General features: G+C 64.3%; 17 protein-coding genes. 7 read left to right on the top strand and 10 right to left on the bottom strand.

What is annotated here, in order from left to right; all coding sequences use genetic code 11:
- The first annotated feature begins 286 nt into the window (after positions 1-286).
- The gene (locus ACO1P8_RS11040; protein ID WP_486295936.1) at positions 287-934 is read left to right on the top strand and encodes a hydrolase; all 648 of its coding nucleotides are present in this window, start codon (positions 287-289) and stop codon (positions 932-934) included.
- Here ACO1P8_RS11040 and ACO1P8_RS11035 read toward each other — a convergent pair.
- Positions 931-2,313 (bottom strand): ATP-binding protein, encoded by a 1,383-nt coding sequence (locus ACO1P8_RS11035; RefSeq protein WP_486295935.1) that lies wholly within the window; start codon positions 2,311-2,313, stop codon positions 931-933. The genes ACO1P8_RS11040 and ACO1P8_RS11035 overlap by 4 nt on opposite strands.
- Positions 2,310-2,975 carry a response regulator transcription factor gene (locus tag ACO1P8_RS11030; RefSeq protein ID WP_486295934.1) on the bottom strand — a complete coding sequence of 222 codons (666 nt, stop codon included), beginning with the start codon at positions 2,973-2,975 and terminating at the stop codon, positions 2,310-2,312. Before ACO1P8_RS11030 ends, ACO1P8_RS11035 begins: the two co-directional genes overlap by 4 nt.
- A 123-nt stretch (positions 2,976-3,098) precedes the next feature.
- Here ACO1P8_RS11030 and ACO1P8_RS11025 point away from each other — a divergent pair, with 123 nt between their 5' ends.
- Positions 3,099-3,908: a MipA/OmpV family protein gene (locus tag ACO1P8_RS11025; RefSeq protein ID WP_486295933.1), complete on the top strand. Its 810-nt coding sequence runs from the start codon at positions 3,099-3,101 to the stop codon at positions 3,906-3,908.
- 97 nt (positions 3,909-4,005) lie between these two features.
- On the opposite strand, the gene ACO1P8_RS11020 is transcribed toward ACO1P8_RS11025, so the two are convergent.
- Positions 4,006-5,262, bottom strand: coding sequence for a D-amino acid dehydrogenase (locus tag ACO1P8_RS11020; RefSeq protein ID WP_486295932.1), 1,257 nt, complete (start codon positions 5,260-5,262; stop codon positions 4,006-4,008).
- 133 nt (positions 5,263-5,395) lie between these two features.
- On the opposite strand from ACO1P8_RS11020, the gene ACO1P8_RS11015 reads away from it, so the two are divergent.
- Positions 5,396-5,860: a winged helix-turn-helix transcriptional regulator gene (locus ACO1P8_RS11015; protein ID WP_486295931.1), complete on the top strand. Its 465-nt coding sequence runs from the start codon at positions 5,396-5,398 to the stop codon at positions 5,858-5,860.
- A gap of 17 nt (positions 5,861-5,877) precedes the next feature.
- On the opposite strand, the gene ACO1P8_RS11010 is transcribed toward ACO1P8_RS11015, so the two are convergent.
- The 7 genes from ACO1P8_RS11010 to ACO1P8_RS10980 form a co-directional block, all read right to left on the bottom strand.
- Positions 5,878-6,228: a RidA family protein gene (locus tag ACO1P8_RS11010; protein WP_094839958.1), complete on the bottom strand. Its 351-nt coding sequence runs from the start codon at positions 6,226-6,228 to the stop codon at positions 5,878-5,880.
- 31 nt (positions 6,229-6,259) lie between these two features.
- Positions 6,260-7,651: an FAD-dependent oxidoreductase gene (locus ACO1P8_RS11005; protein ID WP_486295930.1), complete on the bottom strand. Its 1,392-nt coding sequence runs from the start codon at positions 7,649-7,651 to the stop codon at positions 6,260-6,262.
- Position 7,652: 1 nt separating this feature from the next.
- Positions 7,653-7,997 carry a (2Fe-2S)-binding protein gene (locus ACO1P8_RS11000; RefSeq protein WP_486295929.1) on the bottom strand — a complete coding sequence of 115 codons (345 nt, stop codon included), beginning with the start codon at positions 7,995-7,997 and terminating at the stop codon, positions 7,653-7,655.
- Complete coding sequence (locus tag ACO1P8_RS10995; protein ID WP_486295928.1) at positions 7,987-9,120, bottom strand: NAD(P)/FAD-dependent oxidoreductase; 1,134 nt, start codon at positions 9,118-9,120, stop codon at positions 7,987-7,989. The genes ACO1P8_RS11000 and ACO1P8_RS10995 overlap by 11 nt, the downstream gene beginning before the upstream one ends.
- A 92-nt stretch (positions 9,121-9,212) precedes the next feature.
- Positions 9,213-10,193, bottom strand: a complete 981-nt coding sequence (locus tag ACO1P8_RS10990; protein WP_486295927.1) for a Bug family tripartite tricarboxylate transporter substrate binding protein — start codon at positions 10,191-10,193, stop codon at positions 9,213-9,215.
- Between the two features lie 100 nt (positions 10,194-10,293).
- Positions 10,294-11,181, bottom strand: a complete 888-nt coding sequence (locus tag ACO1P8_RS10985) for a LysR family transcriptional regulator (RefSeq protein WP_486295926.1) — start codon at positions 11,179-11,181, stop codon at positions 10,294-10,296.
- 168 nt (positions 11,182-11,349) lie between these two features.
- Positions 11,350-12,813: an efflux transporter outer membrane subunit gene (locus tag ACO1P8_RS10980; protein ID WP_486295925.1), complete on the bottom strand. Its 1,464-nt coding sequence runs from the start codon at positions 12,811-12,813 to the stop codon at positions 11,350-11,352.
- A 191-nt stretch (positions 12,814-13,004) separates the two neighbouring features.
- Here ACO1P8_RS10980 and ACO1P8_RS10975 point away from each other — a divergent pair, with 191 nt between their 5' ends.
- The 4 genes from ACO1P8_RS10975 (at position 13,005) to ACO1P8_RS10960 (ending at position 19,006) form a co-directional block, all read left to right on the top strand.
- On the top strand, positions 13,005-13,622 hold the full coding sequence (locus ACO1P8_RS10975; protein WP_486295924.1) for a TetR/AcrR family transcriptional regulator: 618 nt from the start codon (positions 13,005-13,007) through the stop codon (positions 13,620-13,622).
- 139 nt (positions 13,623-13,761) lie between these two features.
- Positions 13,762-14,919, top strand: a complete 1,158-nt coding sequence (locus ACO1P8_RS10970) for an efflux RND transporter periplasmic adaptor subunit (protein ID WP_486295923.1) — start codon at positions 13,762-13,764, stop codon at positions 14,917-14,919.
- Entirely contained in the window at positions 14,916-18,023 is a 3,108-nt protein-coding gene (locus tag ACO1P8_RS10965) for an efflux RND transporter permease subunit (protein ID WP_486295922.1), read from the top strand. The genes ACO1P8_RS10970 and ACO1P8_RS10965 overlap by 4 nt, the downstream gene beginning before the upstream one ends.
- A gap of 50 nt (positions 18,024-18,073) precedes the next feature.
- Positions 18,074-19,006: an AraC family transcriptional regulator gene (locus ACO1P8_RS10960; protein WP_486295921.1), complete on the top strand. Its 933-nt coding sequence runs from the start codon at positions 18,074-18,076 to the stop codon at positions 19,004-19,006.
- The last annotated feature ends 16 nt before the right edge of the window (positions 19,007-19,022 follow it).

Genomic DNA, 19,022 nt, shown 5'->3' with positions numbered 1-19,022 from the left:
CTGCTGACGCACCCGGACATCCGCCGGTCTCCCCGGATTACCGCCTTCATGGCGCATTGCGCAAGGGCAATCGAGACGAAGCGCGACTTCATCGAAGGCAAGCGGCCGCGCGCGGAATCGTCCGCGTAGCGCCATGACGGGCCGCCAGCCTGCATTTCTGCAAAGACGGTTACGCGCCAACGCACGCAAGTCCGGCCGGCGCACCCATAGAATTTCCGGACCGCAATCCCCGCGGCCCGCCGGCCACACCAGCCATCCGGGCTGCCCGACTCGACCGAGGAATTCGATGAGCATCAAAGCGACCGCCAAGCCTGCCAGCAGCCTGTTAAGCCCGAACGATCATGTGCTGGTCCTGATCGACCATCAATCCGAGATGGCCTTCAATACCAAATCCATAGACGTCACCAACCTGCGCGCAAACACCGCGATCCTGGCCAACACCGCCAAGGGCTTCAAGGTACCCACCATCATCACGACGATCTCCAAGGACACGTTCGCCGGTCCGCTGTTCGACGAGATCGCCGACGCCTTTCCCGACGCGCAAATCACGGATCGCACGACCTCCAACGCCTGGGAAGACGAACACTTCATCGCCCGCATCAATGCCGCCGGCAAGAACCGGCTGGTAATGGCAGGCCTGTGGACCTCCGTCTGCTGCAACGGCCCCGTCATTTCCGCCCTTGAGCAGGGATTCGAAGTCTACGTCGTGACGGACGCGTGCGGCGACTGCACCGCCGAGGCGCATGAACGCGCCGTCCAACGCATGGTTCAGGCCGGCGCGCGCCCGATCACCTCGTTGACCTATCTGCTGGAGCTGCAGCGCGACTGGGCCCGACTGGAAACCTACGACCTGACCGTGGGCATTTCGCGCAGGTTCGGCGGGGCCTTCGGCGTCGGCATTCAATACGCCCAAACGATGCTGCCCAGCCACTAGGCATCCAGGGACGCCGGGGCCGTCGGAAATCGCACCGCCAGATGGAAGCCCCTGGCGGCATCCAGTTCAACCAGTTGCGCGTCGTGCAAGCGCGCGATGCGGGCCACCAGCGACAAGCCTATGCCGGTACCGCCCGCGGCCCTGCCCGGCACCCGGAAGAACCGGTCGTAGACTCGACCACGGTATGCCGCCGGGACGCCGGGGCCATCGTCCGCGATGGCCAGCACGGGTATCCCGCGATCCAATCCGCACGACACCGCAATATGCCCATGCTCCGGCGTATAGCGCACGGCATTGTCCATCAGGTTTCCCAGCAGGATGCCCAGCGCATCGATATTCCCCCGCACGGGGCAGCTTTCCGCGGCGATGGAGATCTTCTGCGATCTGCGGGCGGCCTTGCCCTCGAAGTCGCGCACTACCAGGTCGACCAGATCCGCCAGGTCCACCGGCTCCATCGGCAGGGCGTCGTCCGAGTCCAGGCGTGCCTGGTCCAGCAGTTGTTCGACGATGCGGGCGGCGCGGGCGGCGACACCCTGCAGCTTGGCGGCTTCCGCGCGCGCGGTTTCCGCATCCAGGGCCGAGGTGGCCCGTTGTGCCTGCGCCTGGATGGCCGCCAGCGGCGTGCGCAGCTCGTGCGCGGCGTCGGCGATCAGTTGCCGCTCTCGTACCAGCGCCGCGTTCTGGCGCTCCAGCAGGTGATTGATGGCCGACACGAATGGCCGGATCTCGCCGGGCAGGCTGCGCTCGGCCAGGGGCGAGTTGTCGAAGGGCGAGCGCCGCGCGATCGTGTCGCGGGCCAGATCCAGCGGGCGCAGGCTCAGGCGGATGGCGCCCCACAGGATCAAGGCCAGCAAAAGGAAGATGCCGATGGCCGCGAACGTGCCTTCCCTGACCCAATCGCGGTAGGTCTCGTCCAGCGTTTCCTGGCTGGTGGCAGTCTGGACCTGGATGGTGCCGGTGCGATCCGACAGGGCATAGACGCGCCACGCTTCATCGCGCGCGGAAGCGTGTCCATAGCCCGTGGCGAAGTCCGGCTTCATCGGGATATCCGGCGCAGTGGGCGACCTCAGGATCAGCTTCCTGGAGGGCAGATGCCAAACCTGAAAAATCGTGCTCGGCGTCGACGGGCCAAAACCTTGGGGGCTGCTGTACGCCGCGACGGAACCATCCGCGGACAGGGTGCGCGGGATGGACTCTATGACCAGGCCGGCGATGTCGCGCAAGCGTTCGTCCGCACGACCGGTTTCAGGGATATTCATCTCCCAGGTACGCAGCGAATACCATGCCCCACCGAAGGCGACGATGCCGATCAGCGTGGCGCACAGCAGCCGGGCGCGCAGGCTGTTCGCTCTCGCGGCAATCGCAAGCCACCCCTTCATTGCAGGGCCTCGCCGACCCGATAGCCGAAGCCGTGGACGGTCGCGATCAGGTCATTGCCCAGCTTGCGGCGCAGCTGATGCACGTAGACCGCCACGGTGTTGCTCTCTATGGTGCCGTGCCTGCCGTACACCGCGTCCTCCAGTTGTTCCCGCGTGACGACGTGGCCCTGGCGTTCCAGCAGCGCGACCAGCGTCCGGTATTCGTGGATGCTCAGTTTCACCGGTTTGCCCGCCTGCGTGACGTGCCGGCGCGCGGGATCGACCTGCACGTCCCCAATCCGCATCAGCGGTACCACGCGATGGCTGGCGCGCCGCGTGACCGCGCGCAGCCGCGCCAGCAACTCCTCGACGGGAAACGGCTTGACCAGGTAATCGTCCGCGCCTTCGTCCAGGCCCTTGATGCGATCGCTCAGGCGGTCGCGCGCGGACAGGATGACGATAGGCGTGGCGTCGTAGCGCTCGCGCACGCTTTTCAGTATTGCCAGGCCGGACCCGCGCGGCAGTTGCAGGTCCAGCAGGATTGCGCCGTAGTCGTGGTCGGTGACGGCGGCCCGCGCCTGCGCGGCGTCCGTCATCCAGTCCACCGTGTAGCCCGCTTCCCGCAACCCTCCGCACAGCGCGTCGCCAAGCATCGGGTCGTCCTCGATCAGCAGTAGGTGCAAGGGGCCTCCGTGGGTAACGATGCGCAGCGTACAGCCGGGGCATTAAAAAACTTTTAAAACGCTTTCCCGACAATGCCGGTCCGGAAGGCTGCCTATCCGGTGGCCGCACGCAAAGGTATATCGATGACCATCAGAACACAGGCGTTGCGCTCGCGCGGCGCGCCGATTCCGCGCCGCCGGCGTGCCTATGCATGGACGGCCCTGTGGAGCATCGCCGCCCTGCTGGCGAGCACCGAAGCCCAGGCCGAAAACAGCGTCGGGCTGGGCGTCGGCATCGCACCCGAATACGCTGGCGCGAAAGACTACCACGCCGTACCGGTGCTGCGGCTTTCCTACCAGCGCGGCGCGTTCTTCGTCGGCACGCACGACGGCCTGCCCAACGTGGGGCTGCGCACGCGGCTGGCCCCGGATTGGCAGGCAGGCGTTTTCGCCGGGATGCGCCTGGGCCGGGATGCGGACGACCACGACCGCCTGAAGGGCTTGGACGATATCGACGCGCACGCCACCGTGGGCGCGTTCCTGCGCTGGCAGCCCGGCCGCTGGCGCATCACCACCACGGCGATCCAGGCCTTGCACGCGGGCTATGGCACTCGCATCGAACTCAATGGCTCCTATGCGGTCTGGGATGCGGGCCGCAACGTCGTCCGGCTGGGCGCGCAAACGGCCTGGGCCAGCCATGACGATATGTCGACCTGGTTCGGCGTCGGCAGCTCGGAAGCCGCGCGCAGCGAGGCCGGCCTGGGCAGTTATTCGGCCGGCGCCGGATTCCGGTCGGTCGGCCTGTACGCGAACTGGCGTTACGCGATCGACCGGCAATGGAGCGTGTTTACCACGGTGGGAGTGCGCACACTGCTGGGCGATGCCCGCGACAGCCCCATCGTGGAGCGGCGCACGTCCGCTTATGGTGCCGTGGGGGTCGGCTATCGGTTCTGAGCCGGCTGCCGCGCGACGAATCGGGCACCGTAGCCCTCGCCGTGCCCGGCGTCCACGTCGCGCATCGCGAAAACCCGGTGGGCATGGGCGGGCCTGCTCATGCGCCGTACCGGGAGTATTCCAGGCCCTCGATGGAAATCTCCGGCGCGCGGCCGCAGATCTGGTCGGCGACGATACGGCCTGAACCGCAAGCCATGGTCCATCCCAACGTGCCGTGTCCGGTGTTGAGGTACAGATCCCGATAGCGGCTGCGGCCGACGATGGGGGTGCCGTCCGGCGTCATGGGCCGCAGGCCGGTCCAAAAGTCGGCTCGCTCGACGTCGCCGGCCCCGGGATACAAGTCCTGCAACACCATGGACAGCGTTGCGCGCCGGCGTGGCTTCAGACGCAGGTCGTAGCCCGCCAGCTCCGCCATGCCTCCCACGCGTATACGCCGCCCCAGCCGGGTGACGGCTACCTTGTAGGTCTCGTCCAGCAGCGTGGAAACCGGCGCTGCCGATTCGTCGACGATCGGTACGGTCAACGAATATCCCTTGACGGGATACACCGGCAGGTCCATGCCCAGGGGCGCGGCCATTGCGCGCGACATCGAACCCAGCGCCAGGACCGTGCGGTCGGCGGCCAGCAACTTGCCGCCGGCGCGCACGCCCGCCACGCGGTCGCCCTCCACGACCAGGGCTTCGGCGGAAACGCCGTAGCGGAAGTCGACGCCCAGCCGGGCCGCCAGGATGGCGAGCTCCCGCGTGAACAGGTGGCAGTCGCCGGTTTCGTCGTTCGGCAACCGCAGGCCGCCGGCAAGGCGGCAACGTGCGCGCGCCAGCGCCGGCTCGGCCTTTGCCAGCTCAGTGGCGCTTAACAGTTCGTACGGTATGCCTTGTTCCTGCAGTACCGAAATATCGCGCTGCGCGGCCTCGAACTGCGCGGCATCGCGAAAGAGCTGCAGCAATCCCAGGCTCCGGCCCTCGTACTCGATACCGGTTTCCGCGCGCACGGCCTGCAGGCAATGGCGGCTGAATTCAGCCAGGCGCAGCATGCGCTCCTTGTTGGTCGCGTAGCGTGCCGCGTTGCAATTGGCCAGCAATGCCGCCAGCCACCGCAGCTGGAACAGGCTGCCGTCGCAGCGCAAGGCCAATGGCGCATGCCGCTGGAACATCCATTTGAGGGCCTTGGAAGGAATACCGGGCGCCGCCCACGGCGTGGAATACCCGGGCGAGATCTGCCCGGCATTGGCGAAGCTGGTTTCAAGCGCGACACCCGGCTGCCGTTCCAGCACAGTGACTCGCGCCCCTGCGCGTGCCAGGTAATACGCGGTGGTGGTGCCGATAACGCCACCGCCCAGAACGACCACATGCATGGCCGGACTCCCCTTGTTCATGGTCAAATCGCTATTTTATTTTGGTGTCGCCAGTGTTTTTAACCATAGTTCCGTTGAATCTTGGTTAAAGTCGCTACATCGAATCTGATTTTCTATTGTGCACAGAGAAAACATGCGCACCCTCGATCGCACGGATTACAAGATCCTCGACATCCTGCAGCGTGACGGCCGGATAGCCATCACCGAACTCGCCACGAAGGTGAACCTATCCGCCACGCCGTGCGCGGAGCGTGTCCGTCGTCTGGAACGCGATGGCATCATCATGGGATATCACGCACACTTGAATCCGCGGGCACTCGGGCTGGAGCTGCTGGTGTTTCTGGAGATCAAGCTGTCGGCGAAGTCCGGCGATGTGTTCGACAAGGTGCGCGCGGAATTGCTCAAGGTGCCGGAGGTCCTCGAATGCCATCTGGTATCCGGCGAATTCGACTATCTGGTCAAGGCACGACTGACGGCGATGAGCGCGTATCGCCGCCTGCTGGGCGATCTGCTCAAGCGCCTGCCCGCCTCGGCCTCTTCGCACAGCTATGTCGTCATGGAAGAGGTCAAGGAAACCCTGGCGCTGGTGTTGCCCTGAGGGGGCAGGCGGCGCACTTACACGGCAGCAGTGACGATAATCTCGACGAGAATATCCTTCGCCGCCAGATCGCATTGCGCCGTCGCGCGGGTCGGTGCCGCATTCGGCGCGGTCCAGGCATCCCAGACCTCGTTCATGCCGGCGAAGTCGCGCTCCAGATCCTTGATCCATATCTGCGCCGTCAGCAGACGGCTCTTGTCCGTACCGGCTTCGGCCAGGAATTTCTCGATCTTGGCCAGCGTCTGGGCAGTCTGGCCGCGGATGTCCTGGCTGCGATCGTCGGCGGTCTGGCCACCCACGAAAACCATGTTGTTGTAGACCACTGCGCGCGATCGGCGCGTGTCGGTCGCGATGCGTTTGATTTCCATGTCTGAGACTCCTCGGGGCAGGTTGAAAAAACTATTGGTCGAGATTGGCTAGTTCGCCCAGCGTGATGGGCTTGATGGGCGGCCTGATCCGGTAGTACCCGACGTCCCCTGGACTGACATTGCGTTCGTGCGCGATGACTTCGGTCACCGTCAATCCGCAGAGCCGGCCCTGGCACGGGCCCATCCCACACCGGCCGAAAGCCTTGGTCTGGTTGGGCCCAAGACACCCGACCTCCACGTATTTCCTGATCTTTCCGGCGGGGACCTCTTCGCAACGGCAGACGATCACGTTCCCGTCGACCGGAATGCGATGGTCGTCCCTGGGCCGATACAGGGTGTCCAGGAAGGGCCGGATACGTACATGCCTGCGAAACTCCGCCTGCACTTCGGCCTCGCGGCGCTGCATGGCCTTCGCGTCGATAGTCCGCAGGCGACGGGCAATATCCAAGGCGGCCAGGCGCCCTTGCGCAGCCGATGCCTTGGCGCCGACGATGCCCCGGCTGTCGCCGGCGATATAGATGTGCGTGTCCTGGATCTGGCCATAGGGATCGGTCCGCGGCACCCAGCAGAGTTGCGCGTCATCCCACCGATGCTCGGCTCGCAGCGACCAGCTCAGCTGCGTGTTGGGGACCACTCCATGATGAAGCAGAACCAGCGGGGACGCGATGCGCTTGCGCCGGCCTTTATGCGTGAAGGCAATGGCCTCGGCCCTATCGGTGCCTTCAATGGAAAAGCCGCTTGCGCCGTTGTACGTGTCGACGCCATGCGCGCGGATAGCCCTGAGCATCTTCGCGCCCTTTGCAAGGTCTTCCCAAGCTCGCACGGCATGCGGAAGATGCAAGGCCGCGCGCCAGTAATCCGCGGCGCCGGTGGTCTGCACCAAGGCCTTGATCCTGACTCCGGCGCGCAGATACTGCTGCGCCAGAAGCAGCAGCAACGGTCCGCATCCGGCGATGACGACAGGCTCGGCCGGGATTGCCCCGGACGCCTTGTAGAGTATCTGGGCCGCACCGGCGCCCATGACGCCGGGCAAGGTCCAACCGGGAACCGGAAAGGGACGCTCCATCGCGCCGCTGGCCAGCACCACGGCGCGGCCTTGAACGGTTTTTCCACGGCCGTCCTGCAGATAGGAAACCGTTTTATCCCTATCGACGTTCCAGACGGCGGCGCCTGCCCGGTGAACCGCGCCGCTGGCCGCGAACGACTCCGCAAGGGACGCACCGGCGGCGTAATCCGCGCCCAGCACGCTGCGCCTGCGCGGCGGCGCCTCCTCGACGGCCCGGTAGATCTGCCCGCCGACGCGCCGCTGCTCGTCCAGCAGGACGACGCTCAATCCGGCATGCCGGGCCTCTAGCGCGGCGGAGAGACCGGCCGGGCCCGCGCCCACGACCACCAGGTCGAATTGCTCGACATTCGAATCCATATCAGCCCTTATCGCTCGCATCATCCAGTTCTGTGGCGCCTTCCTGGCGCCTGACATGCATTCCATCTCGGACCTGGACAAGACAGGACTGCCGGCCCGGGCGGCCGTCGATCTCCACCAGACATTCGAAGCACACACCCATCATGCAGTACGGCGCCCGCGGCGATCCGGAGACCGGGGTAGACCTGAATGTGCGCAGGCCCGACATCAGCAAGGCCGAGGCGACGCTGATCCCTTCCGGCACCGACAGCGGCTTGCCGTCGAGATGGATACGGACGGTTCTCGCGCCGGGACTTTCTTCCGAGACAAATAGCGAAATGGCGGTGTCCTGGTCGTTAGTGCGCATTGCTGAATTTCCTGTTGGGGTCGAGAAAGCGCTCCCCGGCGAACTGCTCCACGCCGCGCGGAGGCGGCTTGACGCCGGCGATCCAGGGGGCGATCTCATAGGCATGCGAACCCGCCAGCGAGACGCCGCTATGGCTGGTCGCAACGAATGCGCCCGGATACTTCGCCGACTCCTGGTAGATCGGAGCGCCATCGGGCGTCATCACCCGAAGCGCGCCCCATGCGCGCACCAGTTTCACGGTCGATAGAACCGGAAAGGTCGTCACCGCGCGTTTTGCTATCCATTCGATGGCGGACACCGTCGTGCCGTCGTCCAGGCCCACGTCCTCGACGGAGAACCCGAGTTGAACCGTCCCTTCCGCCGTCTGGCGGGCCTTGTTCGTCGGATACGGCAGGAACCTCTTCAGCCGTTCCGTAATCAGCACCTGGCCCCGATTGGCCACGACGGGCGCGTGCAGTCCCAACTGCGACGCAAGCGTGTCGTTGCTCAATCCCGCGGCCAGCACGATCCTGTCGCCGGTCCAGGATCGTCCGTCGACCGATCTGGCCAGGAAACGCGACGATTTCTCGTCCGCGCTGACCTCACGCACGTCGACGCCGTTGCAGATCCGTCCACCGCGCAACTTCAGACCGGCATGCAAGGCATGCAGCAGTTTCAGGGGATTCACATGCCCGTCGAGGTGGCACCAACTGCCGCCCACTACCTTCGGACCGATGGCCGGAAGGCGCGCTTTCAGTTCCACGTGATCCAGCATTTCGAACGGCGTGCGGCCGTCGACATTGATCTCGGCCAGCATGGCCGCGCGTTCGACGACCTCCTTCTCGCTGAAGCCGATCCAGAAGCCGCCGTTCTGCTGCAGATCGACATCGACGCCGGTAAGTTGGGCCAGTTCTCTCGCGAGCGGTCCCCAGTGGTCTACCGCGTCGCGACTCCACTGGGCATAGCGCGGGAAGCCGGCGCCCTTGCTTTGCAGCCAGACCAGGCCGAAATTGCCGCGCGAGGCACGATGCGCGATATCTCCCTGGTCCAGCAGGGTCACGGTACCGCCGGTTTTGGCTATTCCGTACGCAATGGCGGCGCCGACCAGGCCGCCGCCTACGACGATGATTTCATTTGAGGACATACGAATGGCCAGGTCTTCCAGGAATGATCTGTCCTCTGCGCGGCGACGGGGTCCGCCCCGGCCGCGTGCGTTCAGAGGATCACTAAGCTTCGCTACTCGAGCGTGATGTTGTTGCGCCGTATTACTTCACCCCAACGGGCGCTGTCGGCATCGAGCATCTGCTTGAACTCCGCAATGGAGGCCGGCGCCACTGTCGCGCCCAGGGCAGCGTGCTTCTTGATCACGGCGGGATCGGCCAGCACCGCATTGATCTCGCGATTCAGCCTGTCCACGATAGCCGGCGGCATATTCGCCGGACCGACGACACCGCCCCAGGTTTCCATCTCCAGCGCCGGGTAACCCGCCTCGCGGATGGTGGGCACATCGGGAAGCATGGGCGAACGCGTCGGGCCGGTGATGGCCAAAGCGCGAATGCGGCCCGCGCGCGCCTGCGGTTCCATGGACGTGAAATTGCTGAACATCATCTGGATCTGCCCGGTCGACAGATCGAGTTCGGCCGCGGGCGCGCTTTTGTAGGGCACATGGATCAGTTGCGCCCCGGACAGATTCGCGAACAACGCACCGAGCACATGCAATGCGGTGCCGGTACCGGTGGAGCCGTAGAACACTTCGTTGGGATGCGCCTTGGCATATGCCACCAGCTCGGCGACGGTCTTGACCGGAAGCTTGGGACTGACGCCCAGCAGATTCGGCTGTGTCCATTGCTTCGCAATGGGCGTGAAGTCTTTATCGGGGTTATAGGGAAGCGACTTCGCCGTCAACGCGGTGACGGTGTATGTCGCCAGGTTGGCGTTGCCGATGGTGTAGCCATCGGGGGCCGCCTTGGCGACGGTATCCAGACCGATGGCACCGGAGGCGCCCGGCTTGTTTTCGATGATGACGGATTGGCCCAACCGCTTTCCCAGTCCCTCGGCCAGCACCCGGGCGGTGCCATCGGCGGCGCCGCCCGCGGCGGCATTGACGATGAACCGAATGGGCCGATCGGGCCACTCGGCATGCGCCGCCGGCACGGCGAAGACCAGCCCCATCGAAGCCGCGACTATCCACGGCCGATACGCAATGCTCCAGGACATCAGGATTCCCCTAGAAATTTATTGAGGCTCCATCCTAAAAAGGCATCGCCCCGGTATCCATGGATGCCAGGTCATCGACCCATACCTGAATGTTATGTTTTCAGCCGTGCGCCGCGGCGACAAGCCGGATAAGTTCGCGTGCCGGCGCCGACATACGTGTGTCGCTCATCGCCGTGGCGTATACCGTGTACGCCATGGAGGGCCGCAGCGGCAGGGTCAGGCCGCCGCGCTCCCGGTGCTTGATACCCGTCAAGCGATCCACGACGGCCACGCCAAGGCCTTCCAGGCACAGATCGCTGATGGACTGGAAGAGCGAGGCTTCGGCCATGGCATCGACCCGCACCTCGTTCGCCCGAAGCCAGGCATCCAGGCGCGGGCGAAACGTGCCCGTCGAGGCAATGAAGGGCAACCGGCCCAGCTCTTCCACGTCCACGTGCGTCGCCCCCGGCGCCAGCCACGCGGACGTGCCGATGCAAACGCAATCCGCGGAAAATTCCGCGACCGTCTCCACTCCCCCCAGCGAGAACGTATCGCCGGTCAATCCTATGTCGGCCTGCCGCGTCTTGACCTGGCGCGCCACGTCGACGTACGAACTGACCTGCAGGCTGATCAGGACGTCGGGGAACCTGCGCCGGAGCTGCGCGACAACCCTGGGCATGATCGAGTGTCCAATCGACGGAATGGCGCAGATGCTCAGCCGGCCCAGCTTCTGCTTGCGGAGCTGGGCGGAAAAATCGACGATCTGCTCCAGGCCCAGGAAAGACTGCTGCACCTTCGCCATCAGGGCATGCGCTTCATCCGTGGGCTTGACCGTGCGCCCGCTCTTGGCGAACAGCGGGAAGCCTACCGATTTCTGCAGACCGGCAAGCAGCCGGCTCATTGCCGGCTGCGATATCCCAAGCGCATCGGCGCCGGCACTGACGCCACCGTGCTGCATGGCAGCCTGGAAAGCCTCGATCATCCGATGGGTGACATTCCGCTGGTTCATTTCGTTCTGAATAGGATGGTGAATGATGCCGGGCACCGCAATCGCGCGCCAAGTCCCATCATTTTCTCATCCTCAACCGGCAGAGTACGTGTAGACGCGGGCGTGCACGGGCGCCCGTTCCGTCTCGACCCAGGGATACTTTAATGTCGAAGCTGGAATTGCCCGCTACTACTTCGCAGCGACTGCGGCGCCGGTTGCGGGGCGATCCCAGCCTCCCCCCAAGGCACGATAGGATGCGATCGCCGCCCGGGTAGCCTCCGTACGTGCTATCACGCCGGCATCGCGGGACCGTAGCAAGGCGCTGTCGGCGTCGAGCACTTCGATGAGACTTACCAAGCCGCTCTGATAGGCAGTGAACGAGGTCGTCCGCGCCCGTTCGTAGGCCGTAGTCCCTTCGTCAAGATACCGTGCCTGTTCCTCGCGCTTGACCAAAGTGGAGAACGCGTTCTCCACGTCCTCCGATGCATGCAGGACAGCCAGCCGATAAGCCGCCAGCGCTTCGGCATTGCGCCCCCGCGCATCTGCGATCTGAGCCTCGATCCGTCCGAAGTCGAACAGGCGCCAACGCAAACCCAGGACACCCTGCACCTGGTTTGCGCTGTCATTGAACAGATGGCCCGATACCGTGGTTGCGGTTCCGAGCACCGCCCCCAGGGAGAATTTCGGATAGTACTCGGCGATCGCCGCGCCGATGCGCGCATTACTGGCTGCCAGCCGCCGCTCGGCAGCGATCAGGTCGGGCCGGCGCCGGATCAAGTCCGCGGGTGTGCCGGCATCGGCAATTGCGGGGGCGACGGGGATAGGGGTTGCCGGGGCCAGCATGCCGGCGCTGGAGCCCGGCGGCCTTGCCAGCAAGACGTCAAGCGCGTTCATCGCCGCCTGCAGGCCATCCTGCAGCACGGGGACCGTTGCGCGGACGTCCGCCAACGCACCTTCGGATTGACGGACCTGGAGTTCGGCGGCCAGTCCCTTATCGAATTGGAGCTTGACGGTGGACAAGAGCCGGGCCCTCGTTCTGACCTGATCCTGCGCAATAGCCAACCTTGCCTGCAGGCCCCGGATGGTCACGTACACATCCGCGGTCTGTGCGCCCACGGCAAGCCGGACTGCCTCCGCGGAAGCCTGCGCTGCTTCGTAACTGGCAATGGCTGCCTCCCGCTCGCGCCCCAACCCTCCAAAGAGATCGAGCTCCCACGCCGTGTTCAGATCGAGTTCGTAGTAGTTCCCGTTGCGGTTGTACCCCGGGCTGGCATTGAGAAGCCGCCCTTGCGGCGTTTCCAATGACTGCCGTGCGCGTCCCGCCAGTCCATCCACCGTGCCCGAGGGAAGGAGTGCGGCGTTGGCTTCGCGCAGCGAGGCGCGCGACTGACTAACGCGTGCGACAGCCTGGGCGATATCGAGGTTCTCGGCCAGCGCGCGCGTGACGAGCTGCGACAGGAGCGGGTCGTTGAACCCCTCCCACCAGACTCGCATATCCGCGCCAGGTCTTGCGTGGCGGGCCTCGACCGCTGCCTCCCCTTGAAAACGATCGCTGGTGGCAACTTTGGGCGCTTCATAGTCGGGACCGACCGCGCAGCCCGTCAACAGCAGGCCTGCGACGACAATAGGAAGGACGGGTTTGAGCGGATGCATGGTGGATCCTGGTGGACGTCGGCGGAATGGCTCGCAGGCAGATACAATTTGAGTAAGATCTTAGTGACCATTGTACGATATGGTCATTAGTAGTCAACTTATGCTTTTCTCACCCTGTTTCCCGCGGCGCCGCCGCATGAGTTGCCGTCTCCCCATCGGCACTTCGACCCACTCCAGGGACATTGCTGACCATGACTGAGACTTTGCCTATGCAGCAGGGCCGACGCGGCCCCGCCGATCACAGTGTGCGCGACCAGATCGTGCAAGCGGCCAACGAGCATTTCAGCCGCTATGGCTACGCGAAGACCACGGTGTCCGACCTGGCCCGCGAGATCGGTTTTTCCAAGGCCTACATCTACAAGTTTTTCGACTCCAAACAGGCCATCGGCGAGGCAATCTGCGCGGATTGCCTGGCGCACGTGATGGATGGCGTCGTCAGCGCCATGGACGGCGCGCAATCCGCCACCGAGCGCTTTCGCCGGCTTTTCATCACGCTTGTGGAGCTCTCCGCGCAGCTTTTCTTCGAAGACCGCAAGCTCTACGAGATTGCGGCGCACTCCGTATCGGAAAAGTGGGAGAGCTCGCGCGCCTACGAAGCACGCATTCAAAGCCTGCTGGCCGGCATTCTGCGCGAAGGCCGCGAGGCCGGCGAGTTCGAGCGGAAAACCCCGCTCGACGAGGCCACCCGCTCGATCTACCTGGTGATGTATCCCTTCATCAACCCCCTGATGCTTCAGTACAACCTGGACCGGTTGCCGGAGGCTCCTCGCGAGGTTGCGAGCCTGGTGCTCCGAAGCCTCGCCCCGTGAGCCCTTGATATTCGACACGTCCAGCGGAATTTTCTTCGCGGGCCGTCGATGGTGGCCAATTTCGTTAGTTTGGTGACTATTGACAATATTGGTCATTAGAATCAGACTGCCGGCATTCTGCTTGTCCCCGGGGACTCCAATGCCACATCTGCTTCGTTCGGCGCTGCCGCCCTTTCCGGCCGCTTTAGCCCTTTTCCTGGTCAGTGCGCTAACCGGCTGCACGCCGACACCCGCCGACGATCCTCGGACCGCGGCTCCGCTGGTACGAGTGGCCACGGTCGAGCAGCCCCGCCCCAGCACACGCACCTTCACCGGCATTGTTGTCGCTCGCGTGCAGAGCGACCTTGGGTTCCGCGTTAACGGCAAGGTTGTCGAGCGGCTGGTGGATACGGGTCAACATGTCCGCCGCGGCCAGGCGCTGATGCGCATCGACGCAACCGATCTGGCGCTGGCGATGCGAGCGCGGGAGCAGGCCGTTAGCGCGGCGCGCGCGCGCGCCCTGCAGACTGCCGCGGATGAAAAACGCTACCGGGAACTGGTCGGCGCCGGTGCGGTGTCCGCCTCGGCCTACGATCAGGCACGAGCCGCCGCCGACACCGCGCGTGCTGACCTCAGCGCCGCACAGGCCCAGGCTGACGTGGCGCGTAATGAATCTGGCTACGCCACCCTTTACGCAGACGCCGACGGCGTTGTCATGACGACGTTGGCCGAACCTGGCCAGGTGGTAACGGCGGGACAGACCGTGGTCCGAGTCGCGCGAGCCGGCCCGCGAGAGGCCGTCATCGATCTGCCGGAAACGCTAAGACCCGCCTTGGGCTCCATCGGCGAGGCACGACTATATGGCGGCAAAGGACCGGCGGTGGCCGTCCGGTTGCGCGAACTATCCGACTATGCGGATCCGCGCACCCGCACCTTCGAGGCCCGCTACGTCCTGGACCATGCAGCCGCGCAGGCGCCGCTGGGATCGACGATCAGCGTCAGCTTCGCCGACGCCACCGGTACCAGCGTGGTGCAGGTCCCCCTGGCGGCGCTCTATGACCGGGGCGCGGGCCCTGGCGTATGGATTGTGTCCGGAGACCCCGCAAAGGTCGCTTGGCGAGCCGTGCATGTCGCCGGCCTGGGTATAGAGACCGTCACGGTAAGCGGAGGATTGGCGCCGGGCGAGCGCTTCGTGGCGCTGGGGGCCCACCTGCTTCATGAAGGAGAGCAGGTTCGAGCGGCGGGTGCGATAACTAACGCCACAGCGCCGCGCGGCGATGGTGGCGATGCCGTCGCACGTAACGAGGTGACACGATGAGCGGTTTCAACATTTCCGCTATTGCCGTGCGCGAACGGGCGGTCACCCTATTCCTGATTATTGCGGTTTCGGTCTCCGGTGCCTTTGCGTTCCTGAAGCTGGGGCGGGCCGAAGACCCAAGCTTCACCATCAAGACCTTAACGGTTGTGACCGCCTGGCCCGGCGCCACAGCCCAGGAGATGCAGGACCAGGTTGCGGAGCCCTTGGAAAAGCGCATGCAGGAGCTGAAGTGGTACGACCGCACGGAAACGTTCACGCGCCCTGGCCTGGCCTTTATGACGGTGACGCTCAAGGACAGCACGCCCCCCGGCGAAGTACCCGAGGAGTTCTATCAAGCCCGAAAGAAGCTGGGCGATGAAGCAGTCAAGCTACCGCCCGGCGTGCTGCCGCCCGTCATTAATGACGAATACGCCGATGTCACCTTCGCTCTCTATGCCCTGAAGGCACAAGGCGAACCGCAGCGCAAGCTCGTCCGCGAGGCAGAGGCCCTGCGTCAACGCCTGCTCAAGGTCGAAGGCGTCAAGAAGGTCAACATCCTGGGCGAACGGCCCGAGCGCATCTTCGTCGAATTCTCATATGAGCGACTGGCCACGTTAGGCATATCCGCACGCGACATCTTCACCGCGCTCAACGCGCGCAACGCCGTCACCCCGGCAGGCTCGGTGGAAACCCACGGACAGCAGGTCCAGGTCAGGCTCGACGGCGCCCTGGAGAACTTGGAGCAGATTCGCGCCACACCGATCGTGGCCAACGGCCGCACGCTGCGTATCGGCGACGTCGCGGAGGTCAAACGCGGTTACGAGGATCCCGCCACCTTCCTGATCCGCAGCCAGGGTGAACCGGCGCTTCTGCTGGGCGTCGTCATGAGAGACCGGTACAACGGCCTGGACTTGGGCAAAGCACTCGAAAGTGAAGCAAGCCGCATTTCCCATGAGCTTCCGCTGGGCATGACGTTCACAAAGATCACGGACCAGGCGGTAAACATCAAGGAAGCCTACGACGAGTTCATGCTGAAGTTCTTCGTCGCGTTGCTGGTTGTGATCGTCGTCAGCCTGATCAGCCTGGGGTGGCGCGTCGGCGTAGTCGTTGCCGCGGCGGTCCCCCTGACACTTGCTGGCGTGTTCATCATCATGCTGGCAACAGGGCGGGATTTCGACCGAATCACCCTGGGAGCCCTGATTCTCGCACTAGGACTGCTGGTGGACGACGCGATCATCGTGATCGAAGCCATGGTCGTCAAGATGGAAGAAGGACTGGATCGCGTGTCCGCGGCCACCTATGCCTGGGGCCACACGGCGGCGCCCATGCTGGCTGGCACGCTGGTGACCGCCATCGGCCTGATGCCGGTAGGATTCGCGAAGTCCAGCGCGGGCGAGTATGCCGGCAATATCTTCTGGGTGGTCGCCTTCGCGCTGCTGACGTCCTGGGTCGTCGCGGTCGCGTTCACTCCCTATATCGGCGTAAAGCTCCTGCCGGATATCAAGCGGGTAGCGGGCGGTCATGCCGCCATCTATGGCACCCCCGGGTACCGCCGCTTGCGTGCGCTCATCGTCTGGGCAGTGGCGCACAAGAAGAAGGTCGTTTTGTGCGTAGGCGCGATTTTCCTCGTTGCCTTTGTGGGGCTGGGGCACGTCAAGCAACAATTTTTCCCCGTTTCCGACCGGCCTGAAGTCCTGTTCGAAGTGCAGCTGCCGGAAGGCACCAGCATCGAGGCCACCAGCGGCGCAGTCGCCAAAATAGAGCGGTGGCTCAAGAACCAGCCGGAGACGAAACTGGTGACCAGCTATATCGGCCAAGGCGCGCCTCGTTTTTACCTGGCGATGTCACCCGAACTCCCGGATCCGTCCTTTGCCAAGATCGTCGTACTGACAGGAAGCGAAAAGGACCGGGATGCACTGAAGCATCGGGCGCGCCAGGCGGTTGCCGATCAGCTCGCTCCCGAGGCGCGTGTACGGGTTTCCCAACTGGTTTTCGGGCCCTACTCCCCCTTCCCGGTTGCTTTCCGCGTGATGGGACCTTCAGAGGTCGTCGTGCGCGACATTGCCCGGCAGGTGCAGCGAGTCATGCTGGCCAACCCGTCCATACGCCAGGTCAATTCGGACTGGGGCGAGCGGGCGCCAACGCTTCACTTCATTCTGGATCAGGATCGGCTGCGCGCGTTTGGACTTAGCTCCGAAGATGCCGCCCAACAGTTGCAATTCCTGCTAACGGGGGTGACCGTGACGCGCGTACGCGAGGACATCAGATCTGTCGACGTTGTGGCGCGCAGCGCGGGCGATGAACGCTTGGACCCATCGCGCATTGGGGCATTCACCTTGACCGGGGCCGCCGGGCAGCGCGTGCCGCTGGACCAGATCGGTCGTACCGAAGTGCGCATGGAGAACCCCATTCAGCGCCGACGGGACCGCGACGTCACAATCACGGTGCGCGGCGACGTCGCCGAAGGCATGCAGCCGCCCGACGTCTCGCTGCAGATCCTGCCGCAGCTGCAGCCTATTATCGCCAAACTGCCGGCGGGCTACCGCATCGAGACGGCAGCGGACCTGGAGGAGGCCGCCAAGGCAAACAAGGCGCTTGCGGCGGTATTCCCGCTCATGTTCATCCTGATGCTGGTCGTCATCATCTTTCAGGTACGTTCGATGTCCGCCATGGCGATGGTAGTGCTGACGGCCCCGCTCGCCCTGGTGGGCGTCGTCCCAACGCTCTTGCTGTTCCACCAACCCTTCGGATTCAACGCCATTCTGGGCCTGATCGGATTGGCCGGAATCATCATGCGCAATACGCTGATCCTGGTCGGGCAGATACACATCAACGAGAAGGAAGGATTGTCGCCCTTCAACGCGGTAGTCGAAGCGACGGTCCAGCGGGCCCGGCCTGTGGTATTGACGGCGCTTGCCGCTGTGCTGGCCTTTATCCCTTTGACTTTCTCGGTCTTTTGGGGATCTCTTGCCTATACACTCATTGGCGGCACCATAGGCGGGACCGTTCTGACGCTTGTCTTCCTGCCGGCACTGTATGCCATCTGGTTCAAGATCCGACCTGTCCAGGAGGCAAGAGTCGTCGATCAGATGCCCGACACTCCGGATCGCCGGGCCGGCTGGTAGACTCGTTCACGTTGAACATGGAATAGCGTGTCCGCCACAAGGAACTTGCCATGCGCGATGCAACGACCGAGGAAGATAGCCGCCTGCTGAGCGAAACCGCTGCGGTACGCGAGCAGCTGGCACGCGCCGCGGTGAAGCTGTTCGACCAGCATCCACCGGACACTGAACTGCTTCCGGGTGTCTACGTGTATTACCGTGATACCCCCCTGCCGCCCACGGGTTATTTCTACGAACCCAGTCTGGCGGTCATACTGAAGGGCAGGAAACGGGTCCAACTAGGCGACTCCATCCATCTTTACGACGCGTCGCGCTTCCTGTTGACGTCCATCAACCTGCCGACCATGACGGAGGTACTGGGCGCGAGCGAACGCGATCCCTATGTCTCGGTGCTCATCAAGCTGGATCTGGCAATCGCCCGCGAAGTGCTGGCCGAAATCGAGTTGAACGGCGCGGGCGATATCTCGCCGGATTCCGCCATGGCCACGGGTCCGGCGACACCGGAGATCTTCGATCTGGTCCGCAGGACGCTGGACCTTTGCGAATATCCGGGAAATCCGGAGTACCTGTGGAAAATACTCCAGCGCGAAATCATCTACAGGCTGCTGGTCGGACCAATGGGCGCGAGATTCAAGCAGACTGTCCTGCTTGGCACCCAGGGCAGCAAGGTCGCCAGGGCCATCAGTTGGCTTAAGGACAACTACCCCCGTTCCGTCAAAGTCGAAGAGCTGGCCGCGCTGGCCGGCATGGGGGTCTCCACCTTTCACCATCATTTCCGGGCCATTACGTCCATGAGCCCGCTTCAGTATCAAAAGCAGTTGCGCCTGCACGAGGCCCGGCGCCTGTTATTGACGGAGCAGGCCGACGCCAGCACCGTTGCCTTCCGGGTAGGCTACGAGAGCAGCACGCAGTTCAACCGGGAATATCGGCGGCAGTTCGGCCAGCCGCCGATCCGCGACGTACGTTCCTTGATGGCGCTCCCATAGCGACAGGATTGGGCAA

This window comes from Bordetella sp., from assembly GCF_057362025.1.
Note: the sequence above shows the minus strand (reverse complement) of the source record. Positions and strands in the feature narration are given on the sequence as shown.

Coding starts and splice junctions, on each gene's coding strand:
- ACO1P8_RS11040 (WP_486295936.1), top strand. CDS start 287: ATGAGCATCAAAGCGACCGCCAAGCCTGCCAGCAGCCTGTTAAGCCCG.
- ACO1P8_RS11015 (WP_486295931.1), top strand. CDS start 5,396: ATGCGCACCCTCGATCGCACGGATTACAAGATCCTCGACATCCTGCAG.
- ACO1P8_RS10990 (WP_486295927.1), bottom strand. CDS start 10,193: ATGTCCTGGAGCATTGCGTATCGGCCGTGGATAGTCGCGGCTTCGATG.
- ACO1P8_RS11000 (WP_486295929.1), bottom strand. CDS start 7,997: ATGCGCACTAACGACCAGGACACCGCCATTTCGCTATTTGTCTCGGAA.
- ACO1P8_RS10995 (WP_486295928.1), bottom strand. CDS start 9,120: ATGTCCTCAAATGAAATCATCGTCGTAGGCGGCGGCCTGGTCGGCGCC.
- ACO1P8_RS10960 (WP_486295921.1), top strand. CDS start 18,074: ATGCGCGATGCAACGACCGAGGAAGATAGCCGCCTGCTGAGCGAAACC.
- ACO1P8_RS11035 (WP_486295935.1), bottom strand. CDS start 2,313: ATGAAGGGGTGGCTTGCGATTGCCGCGAGAGCGAACAGCCTGCGCGCC.
- ACO1P8_RS10985 (WP_486295926.1), bottom strand. CDS start 11,181: ATGAACCAGCGGAATGTCACCCATCGGATGATCGAGGCTTTCCAGGCT.
- ACO1P8_RS10965 (WP_486295922.1), top strand. CDS start 14,916: ATGAGCGGTTTCAACATTTCCGCTATTGCCGTGCGCGAACGGGCGGTC.
- ACO1P8_RS10970 (WP_486295923.1), top strand. CDS start 13,762: ATGCCACATCTGCTTCGTTCGGCGCTGCCGCCCTTTCCGGCCGCTTTA.
- ACO1P8_RS11010 (WP_094839958.1), bottom strand. CDS start 6,228: ATGGAAATCAAACGCATCGCGACCGACACGCGCCGATCGCGCGCAGTG.
- ACO1P8_RS11025 (WP_486295933.1), top strand. CDS start 3,099: ATGACCATCAGAACACAGGCGTTGCGCTCGCGCGGCGCGCCGATTCCG.
- ACO1P8_RS10980 (WP_486295925.1), bottom strand. CDS start 12,813: ATGCATCCGCTCAAACCCGTCCTTCCTATTGTCGTCGCAGGCCTGCTG.
- ACO1P8_RS11005 (WP_486295930.1), bottom strand. CDS start 7,651: ATGGATTCGAATGTCGAGCAATTCGACCTGGTGGTCGTGGGCGCGGGC.
- ACO1P8_RS11020 (WP_486295932.1), bottom strand. CDS start 5,262: ATGCATGTGGTCGTTCTGGGCGGTGGCGTTATCGGCACCACCACCGCG.
- ACO1P8_RS10975 (WP_486295924.1), top strand. CDS start 13,005: ATGACTGAGACTTTGCCTATGCAGCAGGGCCGACGCGGCCCCGCCGAT.